Consider the following 25,383-nt stretch of genomic DNA (forward strand, 5'->3'; position numbering starts at 1 on the left):
ATACCGCGATAGGGGTATATTAATATAGCTCATAACGTCAATTATGAGATTCTCCCCCAATTCACTGTATTTTTACTAAAAGAATCGATATGAGATTTGATCATTTGGTGCTCAGGCTTTTGAAGTTTGGGATCCGTTTTTAAAATATCCTGAGCGGCAATGCGGGCGGTCTTTAGAATCTCACCATCTTTCACCAGATCTGAAACCAATAAATCCAGCACTCCACTCTGACGTGTGCCCATCAGGTCTCCGGGACCTCTAAGCTCGAGATCTACTTCTGCAATTTTAAATCCATCTGTTGTGTCAACCATGGTTCGCAACCTTTTACGACCATCAGTGCTTAGCTTAACACCCGACATTAAAATGCAATAAGATTGTTCTGCGCCTCTTCCAACTCTACCTCTTAGCTGATGTAACTGTGAAAGTCCAAACCGCTCTGCATTTTCTATAACCATAATGGATGCATTTGGCACATTTACCCCAACTTCAATCACGGTGGTAGCCACCATGATTTGCGTTTCACCTTTTACGAATCGCTGCATCTCCCATTCTTTATCTTCAGCCTTCATTTTTCCATGTACGATTGAGATTTGATAATTGGGAAAACGCCTGGTTATTCCTTCATATCCATCCATTAAATCTTTGTAGTCCAGCGTAGCAGACTCCTCTATGAGTGGATAGACGATATAGGCTTGCCTGCCTTTTTTAATTTCTTTTTCCACAAACCCGAACATTTCGAGCCGCTTAGTTTCAAAGAAGTGTTTTGTTTTTATTGGCTTCCTTCCTGCCGGCAGTTCATCTATGACGGAGACATCAAGATCACCATATAGTGTCATTGCCAACGTACGTGGAATAGGCGTGGCTGTCATAACCAACACATGAGGATAAGTGTCCTTTGTTTTTGTCCATAGCTTGGCCCGCTGCGCAACGCCAAACCGGTGCTGTTCGTCGATCACAGCCAATCCTAAATTCTTAAACTTGACTTTATCTTCAAGCAAAGCATGCGTCCCAACCAAAATGGTAATTACACCAGACATCAGTCCTTCATGGATCAGCTTCCGCTCCGAAGTAGGGGTTGAGCCCGTTAGTCTGGCCATCTGTATTCCCAGGGGTTTGGTCCATTCTTGCAATCCTTTGAAATGCTGCTCAGCCAGAATTTCGGTTGGCGCCATAAAAGCACACTGAAACCCGGAACCGATTGCAATGAGTATTGATAGAAAAGCAACCATTGTTTTCCCACTTCCTACATCTCCTTGTACCAGCCGATTCATTTGCTGACCAGATCGGAAGTCTGCGTAGATTTCCTTGACTACTCGTTTTTGTGCCCCGGTAAGCTCAAAAGGTATGTGCTTTTCATAAAATTGATTGAGGAGGTCACTGGTGTTGATGATGGCTCCTTTATACTTTTCCGTTCGGGCAATTTTTAGTTTGATGAGCCGAAGCTGAACAAAGAACAGTTCCTCGAACTTCATTCGGTTTTGAGCGATGATAAGTTGCTGAGCATTCCGAGGAAAATGCATGGCCACCACAGCCGTTTTCTTATCGATCAATTTAAACTTTTGGAGGAGGTGATGGGGTAAGGTCTCAGGAATGTGATTAACAGCCTCGACCAATAACACTTTCATTGCTTTGGTTATAAACTTACTGTCCATCCCCTTCTTCTTCATTTTCTCAGAGGTATGATAGACAGGGATCAGATATCCTCCTTTGGCATTCTTTTCAGTGAGTACCTCTACTTCCGGGTGAGCAATGTTGAATTTTCCATTATATAAAGTGGCCTTTCCGAAAGCCACATATTTCACGCCAATCGTCAGGCTTTTTTGGACCCATTGTATCCCTTTGAACCACACCATTTCAATGGAGCCGGTTTCATCCGCAAACACTCCGACCAACCGTGCCCTTCTTCCTATACCTATCGTTTTGAAAGATTTGAATTCTCCAATGAGCTGAACATATGGAAGGTCTGGTTGTAGCTCTTTGACCTTATAAAACTTGCTGCGATCCTCATGACGAAAAGGGTAGTGCTGGAGGAGGTCAGCGAATGTGAAGATTTGCAATTCTTTGTTGAGAGTTTCGGCTCGATGAGGGCCAACTCCCTTTAGGAACTCAATAGATCGATCAAAGAATTGATGCATGTGGCTAAGATAATCGGAAGCATAAAAAAAGGGAGCAGAAGCTCCCTTTGGTTCACCGTATTATCTTCTCATAATAATTTGGTGTTGTTAATCAACCCCGCAATATAATATTTTGATTTAAAGTAAAAGCAGAAAAAAGGGAGCTTTTTAAGCTCCCTCTAAAAACACCTTAGGTTAATGTTAGTTTGTTTGATTAGTACAGGTAGTCTAGTGCAGTCTTATCGTCATTGTTGAAAGGACGATTTCCTCCATCAGTACAAGCTAGCATCCATGACTTTTTGGATAATGAAGCACCTGTAGGAGTTCCCGGAATGTGATTGGCACCAATTGATCCTTCACCTTCATCTCCTCCGCTTCCACAGGAAATACTTCTATCGAAATAGTCTGTGTGACGGAAACCTATGCAGTGGCCAATTTCATGGGCCATTATAGTTGCTATTCCGTTAACAGAAAGACCATAATTGGTTTCAAGTACCCCACTCATTTTTATTTGACCGTATGGATCACAATTATTTGGGAACCCAGCCGAGCCAAGCACTCCTCTGTTTTCGTCTCTCTTGCTTAGTCTTGAGAAAACAATATCAGCACCAGAAGACGAGTTGGTTCTTTGGAAGGTCAGCAATAGGTTTTCTGCATTGTATCGAGAGATGGCCTCATCCAATGCTGCACCATAAGTGGATGGAAACGAAGCAGATGATGATGTTTTATTAGGACCTTTTCCAGGAGGAGGCCCTCCGCCGTTTCCACCTCCACCTCCTCCACCGTCAGAGGTTCCTTCATCCATGTATATGGATATTACTCTTCCACCTCCCGGGCATACCAATTCATTGGTGCTGTATTGCTCAGCAGTGGCGAGTGTTTTTGGCATAGCCATTTCGGCAATGGTCTCATCCGTTAGATAAATGTCACCTTCTACAAGATAACCTTCATTGAACGTAGTTGGGACGAAGTTGTCCACATCAAATCCTAATGCTGCTATTTGAGCAACAACATCCTCCGGAACCGAATAGTCTTCGGCTTCTGGTTCCTGATCAGAACAGGAAAATAGCATAACACTTGCCATTAGAGCAAGCGATAATATTCTCATAATTCTCTTCATAATAATTAGGGTTTTTTGATTAAGGTGTTTTCGCTATAACCCAAGGTAAGAAATTATCAGAAGGAATACAATCTATTGTCTTTAAACCGAAATACAGGGGTTCGTTTTGTAAAAAACATAAAAAGGGAGCTATAATAGCTCCCTTTTCAAAACACCCTTAGGTTAATGTTAGTTTTTTGATCAGTATAGGTAATCTAGTGCAGTCTTATCGTCATTGTTGAATGGACGATTTCCTCCATCAGTACATGCTAGCATCCATGATTTTTTAGATGCAGTTGCACCTGTTGGAGTTCCAGGAATGTGGTTTGCACCTACACCGCCATCACCTTCGTTTGCAGTGCTTCCACCACAAGAGATGCTTCTGTCAAAGTAATCTGTGTGGCGGAATCCGATGCAGTGACCCATTTCATGAGCAATGATAGTAGCAATGCCATCAGTGCTAAGTCCGTAAGAAGACTCAAGAACACCACTCATTTTGATTTCACCGTAAGGGTCGCCTGAAGCAGTAGGAAAACCTGCTGATCCTAGAACGCCTCTTCTTTCGTCTCTCTTGCTTAATCTAGTCATAACAATATCAGCACCTGAAGAAGATGTAACTCTTTGGAAAGAGATCATAAGATTTTCTGAATTATATCGAGAAATGGCTTCATCAAGGCCGGCAATCATTGCCGGGCTGTACCCGCCACTTCCTTTTTTGCCTCGTCCGCCTCCAGAGCTTTCTTCCGGTGCGTAGATAGTGATCACGCGACCACCACCAGCATTGACCAGGTTGTCGGTGCTATACTGCTCTACAGAAGCAAGCGGATTTCCCTGACCCATTTCAGCAATGGTTTGGTCAGTTAAATAAATATCACCTTCTACAAGGTATCCATTTTCAAACTTGGTAGGAACCCAATTCTGCACATCAAATCCTAATGCAGCTATTTGTGCAACAACATCAGCTGGTACAGAAAGATCGTCGGCAATTGGCTCTTGCTCAGAGCATGAAACAAATGTGAAACCTGCCAGCACAGCAAGAGTCATCAAGTAATTAATTCTTCTCATAATATTTTATTTTGATAAATGGGGTGTTTAAGTCACCCGGCAATCTAGCAAAGTCAAATAAACCAAACAAACAATTGAGAAAATTGAACGAATAAAAATAAAATACTCTACTACAAGTAAAAATAATATGTATTATTGTAGGTTAATCTCGCCACTCAAGACTGGTGAGAAGGTGAATGATGTCCTGTTTGAGGTAATGAATAACAGGAGCTAAAGAATCGTTTTTAGTGGCAGTTCTGAAATAAAGTGCTCCCCTCAGAAAATGATTGGTACTATCTGAAACATGAAACTGTGCCTGGGTCGGAACTTCTCCTTCCAGCTCGGTAAAAGAGGCATATAAACCACTGGGCAATTCAAGGATACTTTCCTCGATAGCATACGCCTTCACATTATGCTGCGAAGTAAGCTTGTAGGAATCGCTAAGGTATTCGCGAATTATGGAGTCGGTTACCGGCTTGTATGTGATCTGGATTGTTGCACCCATATCTTGATAATGAAGGTTGATCCAGTATCGCTCCGTTATCCAACTGGAATCCCTGAGCAGAGTCGCATGTTTTGAATACTCAAATTGATATGGCAGGGTGTCAGGCAAAGAGCGATAGGAAGCTTGTGGTAAATCAATACGATTGAATCCTTTAGGCTTTGGCAGATAGTCAGCTCCACAGGCTACAGAAAGAAAAACAAAAAGGATCAGGAGGTATTTCATAAGCTTGCAAAGCTTGGGTTAATCTTCAAACCCTGCAACGTTACTTTTATCTGAATTAATATAAACACGCAGGCGCTTGATTCTTCTTTGGTCTACTGCAACTACAGTGAACACAAAATGTAAGAAACGTATTTTTTCTCCGGCACTTGGCAGCTTGGTATTCATCTCCAATACAAGCCCTCCCAGTGATTCACTTTCTCCTTTGACGGTATCAAAAAGTGTAATGTCTGAATCGGTGATTTTGCAAAAATCGTTGAGTGATGTTTTGCCTTCAAAAATAAAGGTTTGATTATCAAGCTTATTGTAGGCAACATCACTATCATCGTCAAACTCATCGTTGATTTCGCCTACAATTTCTTCAATCACATCTTCCATGGTTATCAGCCCGGAAGTACCTCCGTATTCATCGATCACCACGGCAATGTGCACCTGCTTCTCTTGAAAATCCTTAAACAGATCATCGATCTTTTTACTCTCCGGAACAAAGAATGCAGGACGAAGTAGCTCTTGCCACGCAAAGTCTTCTTCTTCACCAATATGAGGAAGGAGGTCTTTGATGTATAGAATGCCATCTACTTTATCAACGGTTTCTGTGAAAATAGGAATACGTGAGTAGCCGGTCTTATTGACCTGATTCATCAATTCATGAAAGTGGGTCTCCCGATCAATAGCTGTAATGTCGATTCTGGACTTCATAACCTGCTTCACAGAGAGGGTGCCAAAGTTTACAATCCCTTTTAAAATTCCCTTTTCTTCTTCGCTGACCTCTTCCTTTTCCACTGAAATTTCTAAAGCCTGATTGATCTCTTCGACCGATAGGTTATATCCCTTCTTTTCCATTCTCCTTTCAATTAGCCCAGTCACACTCATCAAGAACCATGAGATAGGCTTAAAAAACTTGTATGAAATGAGAAGTAAACTGGAAGTAAGCTTTGCAAATGCCGTCCCATTGTGATTGGCATAAACCTTAGGAATAATCTCTCCAAAAAAGATGATCAGGATGGTAATTGCTGAAGTTAGAATTACAATGGTTAATCCTTGCTTTCCTTGAGGACCAACTATTTGCCAGGTGGCAAAAGTTGAGATAGTGACGATAAAAATATTGATAAGGTTATTAAGAATAAGAATGGTAGCCAATAACCTCTTAGGATGATGCAGCAGCCGACTGATCCGTTGTTCTTTTAGGTCAGCGGAGGCAGTAAATTCTTTAATCTGATTGTGAGAAAAAGAAAAGAATGCCACCTCTGATCCAGAAACCAGCCCTGACAAGCCTAATAGCACCAGCACCACCAACCCGTTGATCAGGTAAAATGAAAATGGCATTTCTGCCATCATACTTAATAAAATCGTGGGGAATGGATCGTCTAAAGATGTTTCCAACTACTAATTTTTTTGGTTAAAATGGGAGGTCATCCGTCGCGTCACTAGTCGTATCTTGAGATGGGGCTGACTCCTGTTGCACAGGTTGGCTTTGACTCTGGGAATAATCTCCGCCTTGTTGTGAAGAACCACCACCACTCCCGCCTAGCATGGTCATATTGTCGCCAACTACTTCTGTGGTATACCTGGTTACTCCATCCTTTTCCCAGGATCTGGTTCGGAGCTTACCTTCTACATAAATCATGTCGCCTTTTTTCACGTACTTCTCAGCTACTTCAGCCAAACCTCTCCATAGCACAACGTTGTGCCACTCAGTTTGTTCCCTTTTTTCACCTGTTTGACGGTCCTTATATGTTTCAGAAGTGGCCATAGAAAAGTTGGCCACTGTTGCTCCATTTTCAAGGTGTCGCACTTCAGGATCTTTACCCAGACGACCGACTAAGATTACTTTGTTTACTCCAGACATAATTCTTAATGATTATTCAATACCTATTCGTTGTAGGTAATTTACGATTAGTTTAGGTTTTGGCAAATTTAGCACTTCCTCAACGGAATATGACTTTAAAGCACTGTTTTGCATTAGAGTATTTGCTGAATGATCTGAAATATCTACCAGGTAGAACCTCGCAAATATTTTTTGATGACTGAGTATATGTACGAATGGGGTTGAAACGTCTTCCAATAACAACTTTTCAATATTCAGTTTTTTGTTTGTTTCTTCCATCACTTCGACTTCATTTTTCTTGCCTTCAAGAAGGTAGAAATCAAAGAGGCCGGTCCATACATCCTTTTCCCGTCTTTCATTTAAAAACAAACATTCATGATTTTTGAAAACGACATAATGAAAATGTCGATCACGAACTTTTGTTTTTGCTGTTTTAACAGGGAGTGATTTTTGACTTTTGTTTTTAAACGCAAAACAGTCGAATTGAAATTCACACTGATCACACTGGGGACTTGGCGAACAGACAGTTGCTCCAAACTCCATCATTGCCTGATTGAAAATCCCCGGGCGGCTTAATGAAATTTCTTCTTCTAGTATTTTTTCAAACACTCTTCGAGTGGAGGCCTTAGATATATCACTTTTTATTCCAAAATACCTTGAAGCAAACCTGAACACATTCCCATCTACTACAGGTCTTGGTTCATCAAAACAAATTGAAGCAATGGCTGCAGCAGTATAAGGGCCGATTCCTTTTAGTTTAAGTATCTCATTGTATGAAGATGGAAAAACACCTTTCAAATCTTTTGAAATGTATTTTGCTGTAAAGTGAAGATTTCTAGCCCTTGAATAGTAACCAAGTCCCTGCCACAATCTCAACACTTTTTCTTCAGGGGCATTTGCCAGGTCATTAATTGTTGGGAATGTTTCCATAAAGTTGAGCCAATATGGCAATCCCTGGTCAACTCTTGTTTGCTGAAGGATAATTTCAGACAACCAAACCGGATAAGGGTCTTTCGTTTTGCGCCAAGGAAGATCACGCTTTCTCTCTGTATACCAATTAATTAGCCTTTCGGCAAATGTTTTCACTTCGATGACTTAATAATTTAGAAATCCTTTTTTTATGTGAAGGTGCAAATTTAATTTTGGCCTCCCAATTTTAACACCCACCTATAAACCAGACAGTTGTGACAAAAGCTGATGTGATTAACGAGATATCCGATAAAACAGGAATTGATAAGGCAGATGTGCAAGCTTCTGTTGAGGCTTTCTTTACTGTGGTAAAGAACAATATGGCCAATGGAGAAAATGTGTATGTGAGAGGGTTTGGCAGCTTTGTGAATAAGAAGCGAGCAAAAAAGATCGCCAGAAATATCTCTAAGAACACCGCCATTGTGATTGACGAACATTACATTCCGTCTTTCAAACCATCTAAAATTTTTGTTGAGAAAATTAAAAACTCGCCAAAAATCAAGTGACAAGAGCACAACTAATTCTTGTACTTGGAGCGATTGCACTTGCAGTGATTTTATTTCAATTACCAAGGAGTGTCGTTGAAAACGAGCAGCTTCAGGAGGTGACAGAAACCAAAAGTCACTCCATGGAGATTCCTCAAGAAGTTGAAACTCAGATCAATGAGTTAAGAAGATTGCTTCAAGAGGAAGGAAATTTTGATAAAAAAGCTAACTTTGCGCACTCTTTGGCGAGACAGTATCTCGATTATGGGGTATTAGACAGTGCTGCGAGGTATGCTGAGTTTATTGAGCAAGGGAGTAATAGCCCTTCTGAGCTTGTAGCGGATATTTATTTTACGGCATATGAAAGGTCTTCGGGCCCGGAGCAGGCTAAAGCATTTGCGGTTAAAGCCAGAGAAATTTTACAGCGCCTGTTGGATAAAGATCCAACAAACCTTTTTATTAAGAACAGATTGGCGATGACGCTTGTTGTTTCTGAAAACCCCATGGCAGGGGTAGCTATGCTAAGAGAAATTTTAGCAACAGATGAAACCAACAGACAGGCCATTTTGAACCTTGGACTTTTAGCTATTCAAAGCGGACAGTTTGAGAGAGCTAAGGAACGCTTTGAAAATTTGATATCACTGAATGCCGGCGATCATGAAGCGAAGCTTTATCTAGCGGTATCAATGATGGAAATAAATCAACAATCGCAGGCACGCCTGCTTTTGGAGGAAATTTTAGCCACTCAGGATTCCATTCCTGCCATCAAAATGATGGCGAATGATTACTTGAAAGGGCTCTAAAACATTTTTAAAAATTTTAAAAAACAGAAATTATGCCTTGCGGTAAAAAAAGAAAGAGACATAAGATCTCAACTCACAAGAGAAAAAAGAGACTTAGAAAAAACAGACATAAGAAGAAGTAATAGGCACCCATTAAACAATCGCTATGAGTAATGAACTAATCATTAACTCAACTCGCGAGGGAAGTCGTATTGCTTTACTTAAGGATAAAAGGCTGGTAGAATTTCACCAGGATGGAGGAGGACAAACCTTCAACGTTGGTGACATTTATCTTGGATCGGTTAAGAAAGTTGTTCAGGGACTGAACGCTGCTTTCATTGATTTAGGATACGAAAAAGATGCCTTTTTACACTACTTGGATTTAGGACCACAGGTCCAATCACTTAATAAGTTTACCAAGCTGACACTGGCTAAGAAACTAAACAGCACAAGGCTGGCAGGTTTCAAAACAGAGCCGGATATCAATAAGCTTGGAAAAATGAGTCAGGTCCTTACCAAAGGACAAAAGATTCTGGTGCAGGTAGTAAAGGAACCTATTTCTACAAAAGGTCCACGACTTTCATGCGAGTTGTCATTGGCAGGTAGATACCTGGTAATGGTGCCGTTTTCAAATACGGTAAACGTATCAAAAAAAATAACTGACGCAAACGAACGTAAGCGTCTTCAAAGACTTATCAGCTCCATCAAGCCTGAAGGCTTTGGTGTGATTATCCGTACAGTTGCTACGGGAAAAGATGTAAAAGAGCTTGACACAGACCTTCGCAATCTTGTAGAAAGATGGGACGAAGGAATGAAGATGCTTCCAAAAGCCAAAGTGCGGGATAAGGTTATCGGTGAAATGAACCGAGCAAACTCTATACTCCGGGATGTACTTAACGAAAGCTTTGATAGTATTCAGGTAGATGATAAAGACCTCTTTCAGGAGATTAAAACCTTCGTAAAGAATATTGCCCCGGATAAGGAAAAAATCCTGAAGCACTATACAGGAAAGGCTAAAATCTTTGAAGCTACAGGTGTTGAAAAGCAGATGAAGACCTCATTTGGTCAATCTGTAAGTATGCTCAATGGAGGATATATCATCATTGAGCATACAGAGGCACTTCATGTGATTGATGTCAACAGCGGAAACAAATCCAACAAAGAAGACAATCAGGAGGACACGGCACTTAAGGTAAATCTGGATGCAGCGGAAGAAATCGCGCGTCAGCTTCGGTTAAGAGATATGGGAGGAATCATTGTGGTTGATTTCATCGATATGCGACGAATAGAGAACAAGAAAAAGCTCTACGCAAAGATGAAGGAAGCTATGAAGGATGACCGCTCAAAGCACACAATCCTTCCACTTTCAAAGTTTGGGTTGATGGAAATAACCCGTCAGCGTGTGAGACCTGAACTTTCCATTACTACAAAGGAGGTTTGCCCCACCTGTAGTGGAACAGGAAAAATTTCAGCATCTATCCAGGTGGCGGACCAGGTGGAGAATACCATTAAGTACTTCTTTGAGTCACAAAACGAGAAGAGGATCACGGTGGCTTTGCATCCATATCTGTATACCTACTTTACAGCGGGTGTTTTTTCCAGACGAGTGAAATGGTTTTTCAAATATTTTCGTTGGGTTAACATGGTCGAGGACAGTTCAAAGGCACTCACCGAATTTGAAGTACTCAACTCACAGGGAGAGCCAATTCAAATTTAGTGTAGTCTCACAGTTGGTGTCGATTCGACCAAAATCGTTGAGATTATCACCTAAATTGTGAACCTTTGGGTGAGAACCACTGAATGAAAAGGCTTCTAATCATAACATTATTAATTGGCGCGGCAGTTTATACTGCCGACGCTCAATTACTTGAGGACTCTGATCGGAGACTCAAAACCAAGAAAGTTGAGCGAAAAGGCTTTCTGTTTTTCAGAAGCAAAAAGAAATCGAAAAACAGTGATGGCATTCCCGGTGCTGATGGAAGCAGATCTCCGAGATATTCATCCGCATCATCTCCATTTAAGCTATCCGGATCAACATCTCCACGATATTCTCCTTCAAGAGAAAGAACCAGGAGATATTCTACAAGCCCTCGATATTCCGGGGGAAGTCCATTTAAGGGACGAGATTATAAGGTGACTCCACGTTACTCCTTTGGCAACCCCTTCAGAGGAAGTCAGTTTAAAGTATCACCTCGGTACTCAGGCGGAAACCCATTTAGAAACCAAGACTATAAAGTATCACCTCGCTATTCTTTAGGGAGTCCTTTCAAAGGCAAAGATTATCGGGTTTCGCCTCGCTATTCTCCAGGCAATCCCTTCAGAGGTCAAAAATATGGTGTAAGTCCACGTTATTCTCAGGGGATGCCCTTTAGGGGCAAAGATTATCGGGTTTCGCCTCGCTACTCTCCAGGCAATCCCTTCAGAGGTCAAAAATATGGTGTAAGTCCACGGTACTCCCAAGGGATGCCTTTCAGGGGCAAAGACTATAAAGTTAGCCCCCGCTATTCAGTTGGTAGTCCTTTTAAGGGTCAGAAATACAATGTAAATCCAAGGTACTCTCCGGGAATGCCTTTCAGGGGCAAAGACTATAATGTGAAGCCGAGGTATTCAGCTGGCTCGCCATTCCGAGGGGTTGACTTTAAGGTGAACCCAAGGTATTCAGGAACAAAAATTCGCTGGTTTGGAAACGGTAAAGAATGGAGCGAAGCACAATATTATCGTGAAACATCAATGTGGGAGGGGGATTTAAAAATAAAGCACAAACGGATTGGTGATCAGCACCCCAGTAGCAATTACCACATGGCTATGAAGTTCAGCAATCCCAAGGTTCGAAAGATGTTTAGAAAGTGGAATATTTTCTGGACGCGTATGAACGGGAACAAGCACAACTCAAATGGGGTTAATGAACCAGTGAAAGAGCCGAAATTTGATAAAAAAGAACGTGTGATCTGGAATAACTAATTAGGCTTGCTTTAAGTAAATATTTATGTTATCAAACTTGTTTTCAAAAACCGAGAAAGTATCTCTACCGTGGAATCATTTAAATGATGTTTCACAGCTGGAGCAACTTGATGAGATCTCAAAAGAGAAGCCTGTCGTAATTTTCAAACACAGTACCAGGTGTTCGATAAGCGCAATGGCCCTTTCGAGATTTGAAAGAGCTTATGATGGAGAAACACCATTTGAAATGTACTTTCTGGATCTGATTGCTTTTCGCGAGATTTCGAATGAGGTGGCCAGCAGGTATGGTGTTCAGCACGAATCACCTCAAACGATACTAATAAAGGATGCCAAGGCAATAGTAGATGCGTCCCACATGGGAATCAGCTATCAGGAGTTATGTGATGAAGCCAAAAAACTTTAGGGGCTTCCGCATTATTTTTGTTATTGAATAACACATATGAAAAAACTTGGTGTACTCGCTTTAATCCTCCTGCCTCTTCTCGGAAGTGCACAGCTTTTCGAAGGAGAAGAGTTTGAGTATACCCGTGAGTGGATTTGGGGTTTCAATAAAAACACCAATGGCGGATTAATTGGCGGGGTGATGATCAGGCATAGCCGCAAAAAAGCGGATGATGTGTATCACACCTTTGGACTGGAGCTCTCCAACGTAAAACACCCTAGCGAGTCTCGGTATATCGGATTGAGCGGAGCAGGGTTTATATATGGAAAATCAAACTACCTGTATGCTATCCGTACCACATATGGCTTGGAAAAGCTGATGTATAGAAAAGCAAATCAGCAAGGTGTCCAAATTAGTTTCGCTGGGGCTGCTGGTCCTACATTTGGTTTAGTAACGCCCTATTATGTGCTAAGTGCCGATCAGCAATATGACCAGTTCAGCTTAATCAAACATCCATCTCCACAAAGTATTGCCGGGCCCGGAAAGATATTTCAGGGCTTAAACGAATCTGATTTTGCTCCCGGTCTGAACGCCAAAGGATCCGTATTTTTTGAATTTGGAACCTACCGTAGTAATGTAGCTGGCGTTGAGGTAGGAGTGCTAGCGGAAGCTTTCACAAAAGAAATTGTACTGGTGCCAAGCCAGCCGAACAAAACAGTGTTTACTTCTGTTTTCTTCACACTATTCTGGGGGACCCGAAAATAACGGGATTCTATCCATCCTGAATTAGATTTGCATTCATAATTCTGAATTGAAGCGTATGATTGATTTACCTGTAGTAGAAAAGCCAGAGCGAAAAAAGAAACCGGATTGGTTAAGAGTGAAGTTGCCGGTGGGCGAAAACTATGCGAAGGTTCGTAAGCTTGTAGATCAGCATAAGCTTCACACCATTTGTGAAAGCGGGAACTGCCCGAATATGGGGGAATGCTGGGGAGAAGGCACTGCTACATTTATGATCCTGGGAAATGTATGTACCCGTAGCTGTACATTTTGTGCAGTAGCAACAGGCAGGCCTCCGGAGTATGACGAAGAAGAACCGAAACGTGTTGCTGAGGCGATTAAGTTGATGGGTGTAAAACATGCTGTACTCACCTCAGTGAACCGCGATGAACTAAAGGACAGAGGAGCTGAGATTTGGTATCAGACAGTGGTGGAAACAAAGAAAGCCTCCCCGGAGACAACTATAGAAACCTTGATTCCGGATGTAAAAGGCAACTGGGATGCATTATATCGAATGATTGAGGCAGGGCAGGAAGTAGTTTCTCACAACATGGAAACGGTAGAAGAACTCTATCGTAGAGTAAGGCCTCAGGCTAAATACTACAGAAGTCTGGAGCAAATAAAACTGACATACGAAGCTGGAAAGCGAACTAAGTCGGGGATTATGTTGGGGTTAGGAGAAACAGACGATCAGGTTTACAAAGCAATGGACGACCTGGTAGAACATGGGCTACACATTCTAACGCTGGGTCAATACCTTCAACCAACCAAAAGGCATATTGAAGTTGCAGAATTTGTACACCCTGACAAGTTTGATCACTTCCGTGAAGAAGGATTGAAAAGAGGACTCAAGTATGTTGAGTCAGGTCCGTTGGTAAGATCCTCATATCATGCGGAAAGGCATGTGAATGTTCCGATTTAAGCTTTTCCTGTTTTTAAAACTTTCCTCAGCCAATCATAATAGACCGCTATAAATAGCACGATCGTCATAATCCAGATAATGATGACGTTAAAGATCTTTGTGTCTATATACTGCCCAGCAAAGTATTTTTCCGGGTAGTAGAAGTTTGTTCTAAAGTCCAGTGCATTATCCGGATGCTCATTTTTTGCATAAACAGGATAAATCTTTTGAACCAACTCATTTCCAGATGTCACCACCCTACGTTTGGTCTGAATGTTTTTTGCCATTAAGCTGATACGTTCGTTTTCGTAGGTATCCCGTAGTGCATAAAATGCTGCTTCCTGTTCTGAGGTAGCTGTTTGATCTTCGATCATTTTGTCGAGCCGATCTTTAGCTTTCTTCCTCCGTGTGTTGTAAACCGATTGAATAGCGGTCAGGAACTCAGTGGTTTCATCATATACCTGTTGGTTTAACCCTTCTGGAGTGATTTGATCGACTACCGGCAACTTATCCTCTCCGAAAATGCCGAGCTGCCTTCGAACCTCATTCTGAATAAGAGCCAGGGACTTATCCCGACCGTTGAATTCCTTCTTTGTAAAACAATAATCTAACTGCTCCTGAAGCTGCTTGGTATAATAAATGGCCTTATAAGTATTAATCGCAACTTCTCTTTCAATGGGATATATGTTTTTGTTAGACGGGTTGTCCCGAAACTGCGTCACGGCAATCGCTTCATATGCCCAGCGAGATGCCATCATTTCTCCGATCCACGGAACCTTTTCCTTATTCGCAAAGGATGAATTTAGCTTATCAAAATCAACAACAACACCGCTAAGGATGAGCTGAGGGATGATAAGAAGAGGGATTAGTATGTAGACCGTGATCACCGAGTTGAATCCAGCTGAAATGTTCAGTCCGAGAATATTGGCGAAGCATGAAACCGAAAACAATATGATCCAATACCATAGCGTCATCCCATGGATTTCCAATATCAAAGACCCAACCAGCACAAATAGTAATGTTTGAACCGCTGACAGGCTGAAAAGGATAAATGTCTTGGAAGACAGGTAGCTCATTTTGCTGAGGTGAAGGAATGCCTCACGCTTCAGTATTTTCCTGTCTTTAATGATTTCCTCTGCGCTTACCGTGAGTCCCATAAACAAGGCCACTATGATACTCATAAAGAAGAAAACAGGGATGTTTTCATTCTTGTAAAAAGTGTATTCAGCTCCGAGCGGAGCGTACTTTGTGATCAATGCCAAGAGCAGGGCTAGCGCCGGAGCTTCCAACAGGTTAATTAACACATACTGGCGATTGCTGATCTTAGCCAACACATCACGTTCCAGAAATATTCTGGCTTGTTTAATCTTGTTTGGAAGGTCAAGTGATCTTTCCGGTTTGCTTTGAACCTCATTAGCAGTCTCAATTTCAATGTTGCTTTGAAACTGCTCATGCCACTGTTCTGGAGAATATTTTCGTTTACTTGTAAATCGGCCGTATTCATCTACCACCTTCATCTCGATGATATTGAATATCTGCTCAGGGTTCACATTTCCACATTCAATACAGGCACTCTGATCTTTATCGATCATTTCTACAATGTTCTTGAAGTAGGTGACAGCCTTCACAGGGTTGCCGTAGTAAATCTGGTGACCTCCTGTGTCCAGGATCAAGAGCCGGTCAAACATCTTAAAGATTTCAGACGAAGGCTGATGAATTACGACAAAGATCATCTTGCCTCTAAGGGATAATTCCTTGAGCAAATCCATGATGTTTTCTGAATCCCTTGAAGACAGCCCGCTTGTTGGCTCATCCACAAAAAGCACAGAGGGCTCCCGTAACAACTCAAGCCCGATGTTTAGTCGTTTTCTTTGACCTCCACTTATGGTTTTTTGAAGTGGGTTACCCACTTTCAGATCTTTTGCTTCGGTAAGTCCCAATGAATCTAATGTCCTAGCAACCAACTCATTCAACTCTTCTTTTGACGCATTGTCAAAGCAGAGCTTAGCAGCATAAAACAGGTTTTGTGAGACGCTCAGGTCTTCAATGAGGAGGTCATCTTGTGGTACATTCCCTATAATCCCTTCTACATCTTTGGGATTTTTGTAGATATCAATCCCATTGATTCGAACTGATCCTTTGTAGGGTTTCGATGTTCCGTTAAGCACATTGAAAAGGGTGGACTTACCAGCCCCACTACCACCCATGATGGCAAACAGTTTTCCTGTAGGCTCGGAGATATTGATATCAACCAGTCCCATGTTTCCTTTAGGAAACTTGTAAGAAATGTTTTCTGCGACAAATGAAACATCAGTCTCACTTACCTCATCTCTGAAGATGCCGATAACATCGCTGTAGTATAATCGCTCGGTTTTTTTGCCTTTGATGGCACTCCCGGTAGAAAAGACCTTGATCTTATTGGGTGAAACCATCAGCCCGTTTAGTTGAAGGATATCACCTCCATAATATTTAAAAAAGCAGGTTTCAATTTTGGGGAGTTTGAAGAAGGCTATGTGTCCCTTTAGGTTTTCAAGAAGAACCTGCCGTGGACGATCAGGTTCGTCAGCCCCGGAAACAACTACTGAATAGAGTTCAGAATATTCATCAGGATTCCGGTTCACCACAAAATGCTTGATGGCATCTACAGTCTCATCATCAAACTTAAATCGACGACCAATTAAATGAAGTAGCTCTTCTTCTCGCTCTGTGATTTTTTCATCTGCTATGATCAACTCCATGAGCCTGACCATTACGACCAGCTTTTGCTGTTGTGTTAGCTCATTATTGATATTGGTGGTGATTTCCTCAATCTGGTGGTGATCGTCTTTACCACCAGTCTCAATTTCATTAACGTATTCATCAAGTATTTGTAGGTAGTGCTTGGTGTCGTCACGGCTGACATTTTCATATAGAAAATCCCGAACACTTTCTTTTTCACTATCATCCACTTCTCCCTCCTCTTTGGCTACAATCACCAGGAGGCGGATAATGGCTTTCAGCAATTCTTCACTCATTTTGCGGTTAGTTAGGTTAGTAGGTGGTGCTAAAGTTAGGACATAATCCTATCTATAATCAAAAAAAGCCGTCAGCGATAAACCAACGGCTGTAAAGTTTTTTAAACTCGATTTTATTCTACAATTGAAGCACGGATTCGGCCAACTTCTGCTGCCAAATTATCCAGGGTGCTTGGTTTAAGCACAAATCCACCGGTATTCTCAGCAATCTGCTTTTCAACTTCTGCCAGCTCTCCATCATAGATAGCTTTTACTTTTTCAAGCTCAGCTTTCATTTTATTTACCTCTTCAGACTCTGGCACGTCGTTCATTACGTCCATTAGGTCATTTAGGGAAACCTTTTGGTCAATGACAATTTTTACCAATGGCTCAAGGATCAATGTTCTTGATTCTTCAGGCAGATCATCAGGATAGTTATTAACGATGGTAGTTGAGATATATACTCCCTCTATCCAGCTTCCTGCAAGTAATAATGCTGCACTGTTTAGCTCATCAAGTTCGCTCAGGCGCTCACCAGACTTTTGCATCACTTCATTGATTACTGTAGCAAGAGAGTCTTTATTCTCCATGTTTGATTCAAAGCGGGAAATCATTCCGTAATCAATTGCTTCAGCTACACCTACTGGAGCCGCCAGCTTTTGGCATTGACCCATGTATTCCAACGCCAGTTCAGATTTTTCATACGAAGAGAGATACCCGATATCTGTTGCATAAACACCAAGGTTTAATGCAGCTTTCGCTTCATCATTTTGATAAGATTCTACTTTATCAATAGCGTTGATAATGCTTTGATCAAATTCAGCACCGGCATTCATCAATAAATATGGCACCTCTGATGGAGGTGGTAGATCTTTCAAAACTTTTGCCACATCAGCAGCTACTTGCTCTTTAGCTGCGTCGAACTCAGATGAAGCATCTGATGAAGACTCCTCTTTGCTGCTCCCGCCTCCGCAAGATGATACAAGCACAGCTATTGCCAATGCCATAGAGGATAGTTTTAGTTGATTGAATTTCATAATATCAGGTTTTATTAGCGATTTAGATTGCCAAGTTAGTTATTGTTGAAAATTTCTATGATGTTCTTTTTGATCTTTACGCAAAGCTCATCGAGCGGAAGATCATTTATGTCTCTGCCAAATGGATCTTCTATTTCCTCAGATATCAACTCTACACTCATCAAAAAGTAAAAGGCGACCACTACCAAAATGATAGACCAGTACCCAAACTCACCAATGAAAGTCATTGGTAGTGTTATACAATAGATGAAAAGGAATTTCTTAATGAACATGCTATATGAGTAAGGAATCGGTGTAGACTTGATTCGCTCACAAGCTCCAATGATGTCTGTAAAGCCTTTGATCTCCTTATCCAATATGAAAAGCTTATCGGCAGTAATCAAACCTCTTTTGTTCATATCCATGACACGCTCCATTAAAATCTTGTTAATGATATTAGGCCTGTGCGTGCTACTAATTATTCGGTCTTTGCACTTCTCATCGTAAAAGTCCATTTCACCCACCATTCTACTATTACGTAGGTGGTGTTTCATAGCAAAAGTGACATTTGGGATCATTTTCTTGAAGAAGAGTCTGTCTTCCTTGGCGTCTTCTGGCACAAAAGTGGAAATCTTGATTGCTAGTTGTCGGCAATCATTCACTAGCTGCCCCCATAGTTTACGACCTTCCCACCATCTGTCATAGGCGGTATTGGTTCGTAGCACCAGAAATAGACCAAGAATTACCCCTAAAATGGAGTGAAAAGCCTTAGTGTCTACAATGACAATATGCAGAACATCAATGAATAAAAAACAAAGCACAGTGGTCAGCACTCCAGCGAACATGATCAAAGGGAACAATGCTCGTATGACGTATCTACTGTATACGTCAAAGATGAGTGAAAACCACGATTTTGGGTTGTATTGGATCATGGATTGGTGAAGATAGTAAAATCAGTTTTTATTCGGAATCTAGTTGTAAACTCGAAGCTTATTTTTCAATGAGCGGTAATAATTTTCATCGCATAATCCAGCCTCGGCCTTAAGTTTCATTATTCTATTATAAGACTGAGCGATGCGATCTCTGGTAATTATTCCTTCAAATAGTAAGTCTTTGATGATGGCATGTACAGTGCTCGCCGAAATCATATTGTAATCTTTCACATTGTTGGCGAACATGAGCATATCCACACCGGCAAGGATGGAGAGCTTGATCGCTTCTCTCAGACCATATTCATTGTTAATGGCTCCCATTTGCATGTCATCAGAAATTACGACTCCATCAAACCCAAGGAAATCCCGCAACATTCCTGTTACAATCTTTTTTGAAAGCGTTGCTGGATTTTTGGTGTTGTCCAACGTTTGGTTTACAATGTGAGCGGTCATCACTGCCTTGACTACTCCACTATCAATAAGTGCCGAGTATGGGTACATTTCTTCGATTTGCCAGGTTTCGGTCACGTCAGTTAAACCAAGATGGGTATCGTTACGGCTGCTACCATGTCCGGGAAAATGTTTCAACACCGGGATAACTCCTCGCTTATTGTGCTGATCAATGACCATGTGTGCCTGTTCAATGACTCCCCCATACTCACTGGAATAACTTCTTTCGATTTTTCCAATTACCGGGTTGCGTGGGTTGAGGTTGACATCCACCACCGGAGCATAATTCATGTTGATTCCAAAACTGCTTAGAATGGAAGCAGTTTGATTGGCATAATACCTTGTAGAATCAATATTGTCCATGTCTCCCAGGTACTGCGCCGAAACATTTTTTGGGAAGCCATATCTCGTTTTCATTCTTGAGACCCTTCCACCTTCCTCATCAATGCTTACAAAAAGAGGGATTGAAGCATTTTTTTGAAGTGTTTCTACTAAAAGTGCTAATTCTGGTTTTGGACTTTCAAACAGGATGTTTTTTTCATACAATACCACCCCACCAACTTTGCCATTTCTTATTTCTTTGAAAATTGGTTCATTTTCATCTACAATATCAAAATCACCAATACCGATCATGATCATCTGACCGATCATCACATCGATGGTGTCCTTAGGTGGATCGGTTTTGGCAAAACCTGAAATGGCGAGAATTATAAGAAGCAGTGAAAGTGTTTTTTGCATTTATTATTTCGTCATCTTTTCTATTCGCTCTCCTTTAGTGGAGAGGTAATGTCCTTGTAAATCAGCAGTAAGACACGAATGTACAGGAAGAATGCCAATTACATCGCCAACTTTTACACGAGCGATTTCTTCGTCCGACAATTTTATGATTCCATGCTCTTGAGAAAGTCTTTCTACGTTCCCTAACACAGTTGTTTCCCAACCATCTCCAGATAGGGTTACCATTTTGCCATAGCAACTATGCTCTTTCCCAAAAATGTTTTTTTCTTTTATCATCTCTTTTGAAAGATGAACAGCTCCGCCATAAACAACCACCTCATTTCGCTCCTTATGTATGGCAACAACGGGGGAGGCCAGACAGAGTGCGATTTCATCAATTGAACATGAACCGATTCGATGTTGCATGAAGTCATAAAAAACGAAATTCCCGGGACGAAGCTCATCAGCAAATGAAAAGTCATCCATGATGGAGCATGAAGGAGTATCACCATAAGAAATGATACCACCAAATTTATTTTTCAGCTCACTCAAAACCTTTACTGACCCGTCAAAAATCCACTTAATGCTTTCAAAATCGCGACAACCATAAGTGTGTCCTGCATGTGCAAGGAATCCTATAAATGCACTCTTGCCAGACGCACCTTTTACGAGTCTTTCAATTAGTGAACCATTTCTTGGATCTATGCCTGTTCGGTGCGTTCCAACATCGATTTTGATAAAATAACCAAATGGATTTTTAATGTTCTTTTGAGCATGCTCTAGGCTCTCTTCCGATTCGAGTAAAATATTCAAGTTGATTTTTCCAGCTAATGCATTTATGTCACCAACCTCAAGAAGATTGTATGGAAAGGCGATTGTAATATCTGTCCACCCATGAGCGGCAAAATATTTGGCCATGGAAACAGAACTTACCGTGCACTTACTGATGCCTTCTGCTTTGAACAAGTTTCCAATCTCTGCTGAAAAATGCGTTTTGAAATGAGGTCTTAGTTCGGCCTTAGACTTTTTAGCTTTATCAGACATCTTTTGGATGTTTTTTAAAGCCTTGCCTTTGTCAATAATTAAGGTGGGTGTTTTAATTTCCATAGCTGTAGTGTTTGATACCTGAAAATTAAAGCTCAAATCATTGAAACTACTACAGATACATCAAATACATCCGATAATCAAAAGCGTCAAATGTGTTTAGTAGCTTATTAACGAACTCTGGATCATGGAGGTAGAAATTGAGGAAACTGTCTTTTCGCTCCTGAAGACTTCCTCCAGGAAAGAGTACTTCTTTCACGGATTCAATTTGCCTTTTACGATCTGCGTGTAGTCGCTTTTCTGCTCGCACTAATTTTTTCTCAGCTTTTCCGATTCGCTTAGAAAATGAGGCATGAAGTGCTTCAATGTGCTGAGTTAGTGTAGGGTCTATTTCTCCGGCTTTACACTTGAGTGAATCTTCTAGTTCCTTCAACTTTTTGAGTTCCACTTCATAGGAAATCTCATGGTCGCAATTTGCCTTCACCCATTTCTCAAACGCCTTTTCGCTAGTAAGAAATAGGTCATTTTGTAAAAGCCCTGTTTTTCCCCATTTGGTTGCAGCTGTTTCTGGGACAACAAGTGCAAAATTTCTAGGCATCAATAATGGAAAGTCTGTTTTGAAGTGATCGAAAACACCTTTTAGTTGAAGCCAGTATACCGCCTCAGACGGACCTCCAACATATGCCAGATTGGGAAGAATAGTCTCCTGATATAGTGGACGAAGAATGACATTGGGACTAAATCGCTCTGGATAATCCTGTATCAGCTTTCGTATCTCACTATCACTAAAAGTGATATCGGCATCCACCACCTGAAATCCGCTTTCTGTTTTTTCGATCCGTTCCCGAATTCCGCTATCTAAGTAGAAGAAATTGACCTGGCGGGCATGAACCTGTGTTTTATAGCCAAGATCATTTAGCGAGGAGGAGGTTTTGCTAACTAGTTTTTCCGGAGCATGTTTGAACAGGTCGTCCTCAATTACATGGCTGAATAATGTTTTTAGTTTGGCATGATCTGCATCAACTACAACCAGCCCTCTATCACCAAATAAGTGATTGACATAAGCTCTGGCAGCATCTGCCAATGTCTTGTGTGAATATGCGTCTTTGAAAAACTCAGCTCCCGAGGGAAGCTTGTCTGCTATTTCCTTTAGTCCTGAAGGGTCAAAATGACCCACGGCCCCAGTTTGAGCCGTCTCCCACTCATATTTTTTTCCTTCAAAAAAGAAGTGGTTGATTTCTTCAAAATCGTGATCCTCACTGGCCATCCAATAAACAGGCACAAAGTTGTAATCCGGGTAGGTCTGCTTTAAGTTCTTACAAGCGTTGATAACGGTTACGATCTTGTAAATGAAATAGAGTGGGCCGGTAAAAATATTGAGCTGATGACCGGTAGTGACAGTGAAAGTTTTGGAGTCTGCTAGCGATTCAATGTTTTGTGAAACAGCACTATTTATATCGAGCCCCTGATATTGTTCCTTAAGTACCTCTACCAAAACGCTCCGGGTTTCATCTTTGAACTGACGGTTTTCTATTGCATTCTCAAAGTTCTCAATCGTTGGGAAAGCATTGTAGAATGGAGCGAGCTCTTCCTTTTTGTTGATGTAGTCAATGAAAAAAGGTGAAAAACAGTCGGTCTCGTCTAAAGGAATGGTTTCGGTTCGCACGCTTTAGTAAAGTGAATTATGGCTTAATTGGTTCGCCGTACAGATCAAAGGCTGTAGCGTCGGTAATTTTTACCTGGGCAAAATCTCCAATTCGCAAGTATGAGTGGTCGGCCGGAATGATCACTTCATTATCAACTTCAGGGGAATCATACTCTGTTCTTCCGATGAATGTCCCGCTCTCCATTCGGTCAATCAAAACCTTATATTCTTTCCCGATTTTCCCCTCATTGATGCTCATGGAAATTTCTTCCTGCAAATCCATTACGGCATTTGCGCGCTCTTGTTTGGTTTCATCCGGTACATCATCTTCAAAATTGTATGAATGGGTGTTTTCTTCATGTGAGTAAGTGAAGATTCCCAATCGTTCAAAACGATTTTTCTCAACAAAGTCCAACATCTCTTCAAAATCTTCTTGTGTTTCGCCCGGATGTCCTGCAATTAGTGTTGTTCGGATCGCAATATCCGGAACTTTGGATCGCATCTTATCCAACAAGGCTTCTGTCTTTTCTCTTGTTGTTCCTCTTCGCATCATTTTCAGCATGTTGGTGGAGGCATGCTGTAATGGGATGTCCAGGTAATTGCAAATGTTCGATCGCTTCGCCATGACATCAAGCACATCTTCAGGGAAACCGGTAGGGAATGCATAGTGCAAACGAATCCAATCCAGTCCTTCTACATCAGCCAACCGATCCATTAGCTCTGCTAAATTTCTTTTTTTGTAAAGATCTAATCCGTAATAGGTCGAATCTTGTGCGATCAATAAAACTTCTTTGGTGCCCTGGCGGACCAGAGATTCTGCTTCTGCCACCACCTGCTCCATGGGCTTGGAAACGTGCTTGCCTCGCATGAGCGGAATTGCACAAAAACTACAAGGGCGATCACAACCTTCAGCGATTTTGAGATATGCGTAATGATTGGATGTGGTTATGATTCTTTCCCCCAGTAATTCTTTTTTATAGTCGGCTTTGAATTTTTTTAATAATGCTGGAAGGTCTCCAGTACCAAACCAGGCATCTACATCCGGGATTTCATCCTTTAGTTCGTCCTTATACCGCTGAGACAGGCAGCCCGAAACATACACTTTCTCTACTAACCCTTCCTGCTTTGCATCTACATATCTAAGAATGGTATCGATCGACTCCTGCTTCGCATTGTCGATAAAGCCACAGGTATTTACCACTACCACGTTCGCATCGTCTTTGGTAGACTCGTGTGTGGCATCAATGTTGTTTCCCCTCAGCTGTGTCAGCATCACTTCAGAATCCACCAGGTTTTTGGAGCACCCAAGTGTGACGATGTTGACTTTTGTTTTCTTTAACCCCTTCGTTTTCATAGACTTTCGTTCTCAGGCGCAAAGCTAATTGAAATCTTAGGCATACACTTAGTTAGAAACCTTTAAAGCTTAATTTTGCCAGCCAGTGAAAAAACTCAGTATTATATTAATCGGATTAGCGGTCATCTCCTGCCAGGACATAGAAAACTGTGGCACAGATGACAATCTGGATTTTATGATTTTGGAGTTTCATGACCTGGAGTCTCAATCAACCAGAAAAGTAGGGTTTGTCGTAACTGCAGAAGGTTCTCCGTATCGGTTTTCTCTTTCAGAGGACTCCACTTTTGTTGCTCTACCTTTAAATCCGGAAGACACAATTACAACTTTCTTGTTTGATTCTGATACCTCGCATTTTGAGGTGGAGATGCGCTATGATCCTGAACTTTCTATTTTCGACCCATCATGTGATCCATCAATTACCTTTCTGAATCTTGATACCGTCCGATATACGTTCGATTCATTGTCTATACCAGGCACAGTGACTAACCGACAAATAAGCACCAATGTTGAAGTATACTTTTAGCATACTATTGTTTGCGTTGTGTCTGGGTGTTTCTGGACAGGAGGCACCAGCAAAGAACAAGGAGCCAAGGAGCTATAAGCCTTACGAGCTCAAGCTTGGCGTTAATGCCATTCGAAGTACTAAAACTTTTGTAGATGCGGACTTTAGCTCTAACGAATTAGAAGCAGCATTGGCTCTGGATCGTTTTGTGCTGGTAATGAATTATGGAATGGAGGATCGTAAAAGAGGAGATTCCGTAGACTACATAAACAAGGGTTCCTACTATCGGGTAGGGTTTGACCGAAACTTTGCAAAGGACAAAGAAAGTGGTAATGTGCTTTCGCTGGGGTTAAGGTATGCACGATCCAGCTTTGAAGATCAGCTTTCATTTACATCTGATCAGGGATTCGGTGAGCAAACTTATGTTTTTACGAATGAAGATTTGAAAGCACGCTGGCTGGAGGTAGTGTTCGGATTGAGAGGAAAGGTGGTTTCAAACCTTTACATGGGTTTTTCCATGCGCTGGCAGTTTGCTCGTAAGATCAATGGAGAGGGAGATCTTAAAACGTATGATGTTCCTGGTTTCGGAAAAACAAAGCGGCAGAATTCTACCGCTTTTGATTATTATTTGATGTGGAGGATTCCGTTTGGAGATAAGTAG

Annotated in this window: 23 protein-coding genes; 9 read left to right on the forward strand and 14 right to left on the reverse strand. The window is 41.5% G+C overall.

The window, feature by feature from the left end:
• Positions 1–41 precede the first annotated feature (41 nt).
• From recG to mutY, 7 genes are all read right to left on the reverse strand, one after another.
• A complete protein-coding gene (gene recG, locus CHB71_RS01215; RefSeq protein ID WP_089355054.1) occupies positions 42–2,135 on the reverse strand; it encodes an ATP-dependent DNA helicase RecG in 2,094 nt (697 codons plus the stop codon).
• Positions 2,136–2,328: 193 nt separating this feature from the next.
• Positions 2,329–3,234: a M57 family metalloprotease gene (locus CHB71_RS01220; protein ID WP_089355055.1), complete on the reverse strand. Its 906-nt coding sequence runs from the start codon at positions 3,232–3,234 to the stop codon at positions 2,329–2,331.
• 180 nt (positions 3,235–3,414) lie between these two features.
• Positions 3,415–4,278: a M57 family metalloprotease gene (locus CHB71_RS01225; protein WP_089355056.1), complete on the reverse strand. Its 864-nt coding sequence runs from the start codon at positions 4,276–4,278 to the stop codon at positions 3,415–3,417.
• A gap of 142 nt (positions 4,279–4,420) precedes the next feature.
• Positions 4,421–4,984, reverse strand: a complete 564-nt coding sequence (gene gldD / locus CHB71_RS01230) for a gliding motility lipoprotein GldD (protein WP_089355057.1) — start codon at positions 4,982–4,984, stop codon at positions 4,421–4,423.
• Positions 4,985–5,002: 18 nt separating this feature from the next.
• A complete protein-coding gene (gldE, locus tag CHB71_RS01235; RefSeq protein WP_089355058.1) occupies positions 5,003–6,319 on the reverse strand; it encodes a gliding motility-associated protein GldE in 1,317 nt (438 codons plus the stop codon).
• A gap of 61 nt (positions 6,320–6,380) precedes the next feature.
• Positions 6,381–6,830 (reverse strand): single-stranded DNA-binding protein, encoded by a 450-nt coding sequence (locus tag CHB71_RS01240; RefSeq protein WP_089355059.1) that lies wholly within the window; start codon positions 6,828–6,830, stop codon positions 6,381–6,383.
• A 12-nt stretch (positions 6,831–6,842) separates the two neighbouring features.
• Positions 6,843–7,895: an A/G-specific adenine glycosylase gene (gene mutY / locus CHB71_RS01245; protein WP_245811193.1), complete on the reverse strand. Its 1,053-nt coding sequence runs from the start codon at positions 7,893–7,895 to the stop codon at positions 6,843–6,845.
• A 98-nt stretch (positions 7,896–7,993) separates the two neighbouring features.
• On the opposite strand from mutY, the gene CHB71_RS01250 reads away from it, so the two are divergent.
• The 7 genes from CHB71_RS01250 (at position 7,994) to lipA (ending at position 14,090) form a co-directional block, all read left to right on the forward strand.
• Complete coding sequence (locus CHB71_RS01250) at positions 7,994–8,284, forward strand: HU family DNA-binding protein (RefSeq protein ID WP_089355061.1); 291 nt, start codon at positions 7,994–7,996, stop codon at positions 8,282–8,284.
• Complete coding sequence (locus CHB71_RS01255; RefSeq protein WP_089355062.1) at positions 8,281–9,066, forward strand: tetratricopeptide repeat protein; 786 nt, start codon at positions 8,281–8,283, stop codon at positions 9,064–9,066. The genes CHB71_RS01250 and CHB71_RS01255 overlap by 4 nt, the downstream gene beginning before the upstream one ends.
• 145 nt (positions 9,067–9,211) lie before the next feature.
• Positions 9,212–10,762 carry an Rne/Rng family ribonuclease gene (locus CHB71_RS01260; protein WP_089355063.1) on the forward strand — a complete coding sequence of 517 codons (1,551 nt, stop codon included), beginning with the start codon at positions 9,212–9,214 and terminating at the stop codon, positions 10,760–10,762.
• 83 nt (positions 10,763–10,845) lie between these two features.
• Positions 10,846–12,006: a hypothetical protein gene (locus CHB71_RS01265; RefSeq protein WP_089355064.1), complete on the forward strand. Its 1,161-nt coding sequence runs from the start codon at positions 10,846–10,848 to the stop codon at positions 12,004–12,006.
• Positions 12,007–12,031: 25 nt separating this feature from the next.
• Entirely contained in the window at positions 12,032–12,409 is a 378-nt protein-coding gene (gene ytxJ, locus CHB71_RS01270; RefSeq protein ID WP_089355065.1) for a bacillithiol system redox-active protein YtxJ, read from the forward strand.
• A gap of 36 nt (positions 12,410–12,445) precedes the next feature.
• Entirely contained in the window at positions 12,446–13,153 is a 708-nt protein-coding gene (locus CHB71_RS01275) for a hypothetical protein (RefSeq protein ID WP_245811194.1), read from the forward strand.
• A gap of 55 nt (positions 13,154–13,208) precedes the next feature.
• Positions 13,209–14,090: a lipoyl synthase gene (gene lipA / locus CHB71_RS01280; RefSeq protein ID WP_089355066.1), complete on the forward strand. Its 882-nt coding sequence runs from the start codon at positions 13,209–13,211 to the stop codon at positions 14,088–14,090.
• Here the strand turns inward: lipA and CHB71_RS01285 are convergent.
• The 7 genes from CHB71_RS01285 to rimO all read right to left on the reverse strand — a co-directional run bounded on the left by CHB71_RS01285 (position 14,087) and on the right by rimO (position 24,220).
• Complete coding sequence (locus CHB71_RS01285) at positions 14,087–17,083, reverse strand: ATP-binding cassette domain-containing protein (protein WP_089355067.1); 2,997 nt, start codon at positions 17,081–17,083, stop codon at positions 14,087–14,089. The genes lipA and CHB71_RS01285 overlap by 4 nt on opposite strands.
• A gap of 113 nt (positions 17,084–17,196) precedes the next feature.
• Positions 17,197–18,099: a hypothetical protein gene (locus CHB71_RS01290; RefSeq protein WP_089355068.1), complete on the reverse strand. Its 903-nt coding sequence runs from the start codon at positions 18,097–18,099 to the stop codon at positions 17,197–17,199.
• Between the two features lie 35 nt (positions 18,100–18,134).
• The gene (locus tag CHB71_RS01295) at positions 18,135–19,010 is read right to left on the reverse strand and encodes a bestrophin family protein (RefSeq protein WP_089355069.1); all 876 of its coding nucleotides are present in this window, start codon (positions 19,008–19,010) and stop codon (positions 18,135–18,137) included.
• Between the two features lie 39 nt (positions 19,011–19,049).
• On the reverse strand, positions 19,050–20,198 hold the full coding sequence (locus CHB71_RS01300) for a glycoside hydrolase family 3 protein (protein WP_089355070.1): 1,149 nt from the start codon (positions 20,196–20,198) through the stop codon (positions 19,050–19,052).
• Between the two features lie 3 nt (positions 20,199–20,201).
• Positions 20,202–21,284 (reverse strand): alanine racemase, encoded by a 1,083-nt coding sequence (locus CHB71_RS01305; RefSeq protein ID WP_089355071.1) that lies wholly within the window; start codon positions 21,282–21,284, stop codon positions 20,202–20,204.
• Between the two features lie 49 nt (positions 21,285–21,333).
• Entirely contained in the window at positions 21,334–22,887 is a 1,554-nt protein-coding gene (bshC, locus tag CHB71_RS01310; protein ID WP_089355072.1) for a bacillithiol biosynthesis cysteine-adding enzyme BshC, read from the reverse strand.
• 16 nt (positions 22,888–22,903) lie between these two features.
• Complete coding sequence (rimO, locus tag CHB71_RS01315; RefSeq protein WP_089355073.1) at positions 22,904–24,220, reverse strand: 30S ribosomal protein S12 methylthiotransferase RimO; 1,317 nt, start codon at positions 24,218–24,220, stop codon at positions 22,904–22,906.
• Positions 24,221–24,305: 85 nt separating this feature from the next.
• On the opposite strand from rimO, the gene CHB71_RS01320 reads away from it, so the two are divergent.
• Positions 24,306–24,743: a hypothetical protein gene (locus tag CHB71_RS01320; RefSeq protein WP_089355074.1), complete on the forward strand. Its 438-nt coding sequence runs from the start codon at positions 24,306–24,308 to the stop codon at positions 24,741–24,743.
• On the forward strand, positions 24,724–25,383 hold the full coding sequence (locus CHB71_RS01325) for a DUF6048 family protein (protein WP_144017290.1): 660 nt from the start codon (positions 24,724–24,726) through the stop codon (positions 25,381–25,383). The genes CHB71_RS01320 and CHB71_RS01325 overlap by 20 nt, the downstream gene beginning before the upstream one ends.

The organism is Ekhidna lutea (assembly GCF_900188325.1).
Lineage (GTDB): Bacteria > Bacteroidota > Bacteroidia > Cytophagales > Cyclobacteriaceae > Ekhidna > Ekhidna lutea.

Excerpts from the sequence above, each read along its gene's own strand:
- CHB71_RS01290 (WP_089355068.1), bottom strand. The coding sequence starts at position 18,099 with ATGAAATTCAATCAACTAAAACTATCCTCTATGGCATTGGCAATAGCT.
- CHB71_RS01325 (WP_144017290.1), top strand. The coding sequence starts at position 24,724 with ATGTTGAAGTATACTTTTAGCATACTATTGTTTGCGTTGTGTCTGGGT.
- CHB71_RS01260 (WP_089355063.1), top strand. The coding sequence starts at position 9,212 with ATGAGTAATGAACTAATCATTAACTCAACTCGCGAGGGAAGTCGTATT.
- CHB71_RS01300 (WP_089355070.1), bottom strand. The coding sequence starts at position 20,198 with ATGCAAAAAACACTTTCACTGCTTCTTATAATTCTCGCCATTTCAGGT.
- gldD (WP_089355057.1), bottom strand. The coding sequence starts at position 4,984 with ATGAAATACCTCCTGATCCTTTTTGTTTTTCTTTCTGTAGCCTGTGGA.
- CHB71_RS01305 (WP_089355071.1), bottom strand. The coding sequence starts at position 21,284 with ATGGAAATTAAAACACCCACCTTAATTATTGACAAAGGCAAGGCTTTA.
- CHB71_RS01240 (WP_089355059.1), bottom strand. The coding sequence starts at position 6,830 with ATGTCTGGAGTAAACAAAGTAATCTTAGTCGGTCGTCTGGGTAAAGAT.
- gldE (WP_089355058.1), bottom strand. The coding sequence starts at position 6,319 with ATGATGGCAGAAATGCCATTTTCATTTTACCTGATCAACGGGTTGGTG.
- CHB71_RS01275 (WP_245811194.1), top strand. The coding sequence starts at position 12,446 with ATGAAAAAACTTGGTGTACTCGCTTTAATCCTCCTGCCTCTTCTCGGA.
- rimO (WP_089355073.1), bottom strand. The coding sequence starts at position 24,220 with ATGAAAACGAAGGGGTTAAAGAAAACAAAAGTCAACATCGTCACACTT.
- lipA (WP_089355066.1), top strand. The coding sequence starts at position 13,209 with ATGATTGATTTACCTGTAGTAGAAAAGCCAGAGCGAAAAAAGAAACCG.
- CHB71_RS01285 (WP_089355067.1), bottom strand. The coding sequence starts at position 17,083 with ATGAGTGAAGAATTGCTGAAAGCCATTATCCGCCTCCTGGTGATTGTA.
- ytxJ (WP_089355065.1), top strand. The coding sequence starts at position 12,032 with ATGTTATCAAACTTGTTTTCAAAAACCGAGAAAGTATCTCTACCGTGG.
- CHB71_RS01220 (WP_089355055.1), bottom strand. The coding sequence starts at position 3,234 with ATGAAGAGAATTATGAGAATATTATCGCTTGCTCTAATGGCAAGTGTT.
- CHB71_RS01295 (WP_089355069.1), bottom strand. The coding sequence starts at position 19,010 with ATGATCCAATACAACCCAAAATCGTGGTTTTCACTCATCTTTGACGTA.
- recG (WP_089355054.1), bottom strand. The coding sequence starts at position 2,135 with ATGCATCAATTCTTTGATCGATCTATTGAGTTCCTAAAGGGAGTTGGC.
- CHB71_RS01225 (WP_089355056.1), bottom strand. The coding sequence starts at position 4,278 with ATGAGAAGAATTAATTACTTGATGACTCTTGCTGTGCTGGCAGGTTTC.
- CHB71_RS01265 (WP_089355064.1), top strand. The coding sequence starts at position 10,846 with ATGAAAAGGCTTCTAATCATAACATTATTAATTGGCGCGGCAGTTTAT.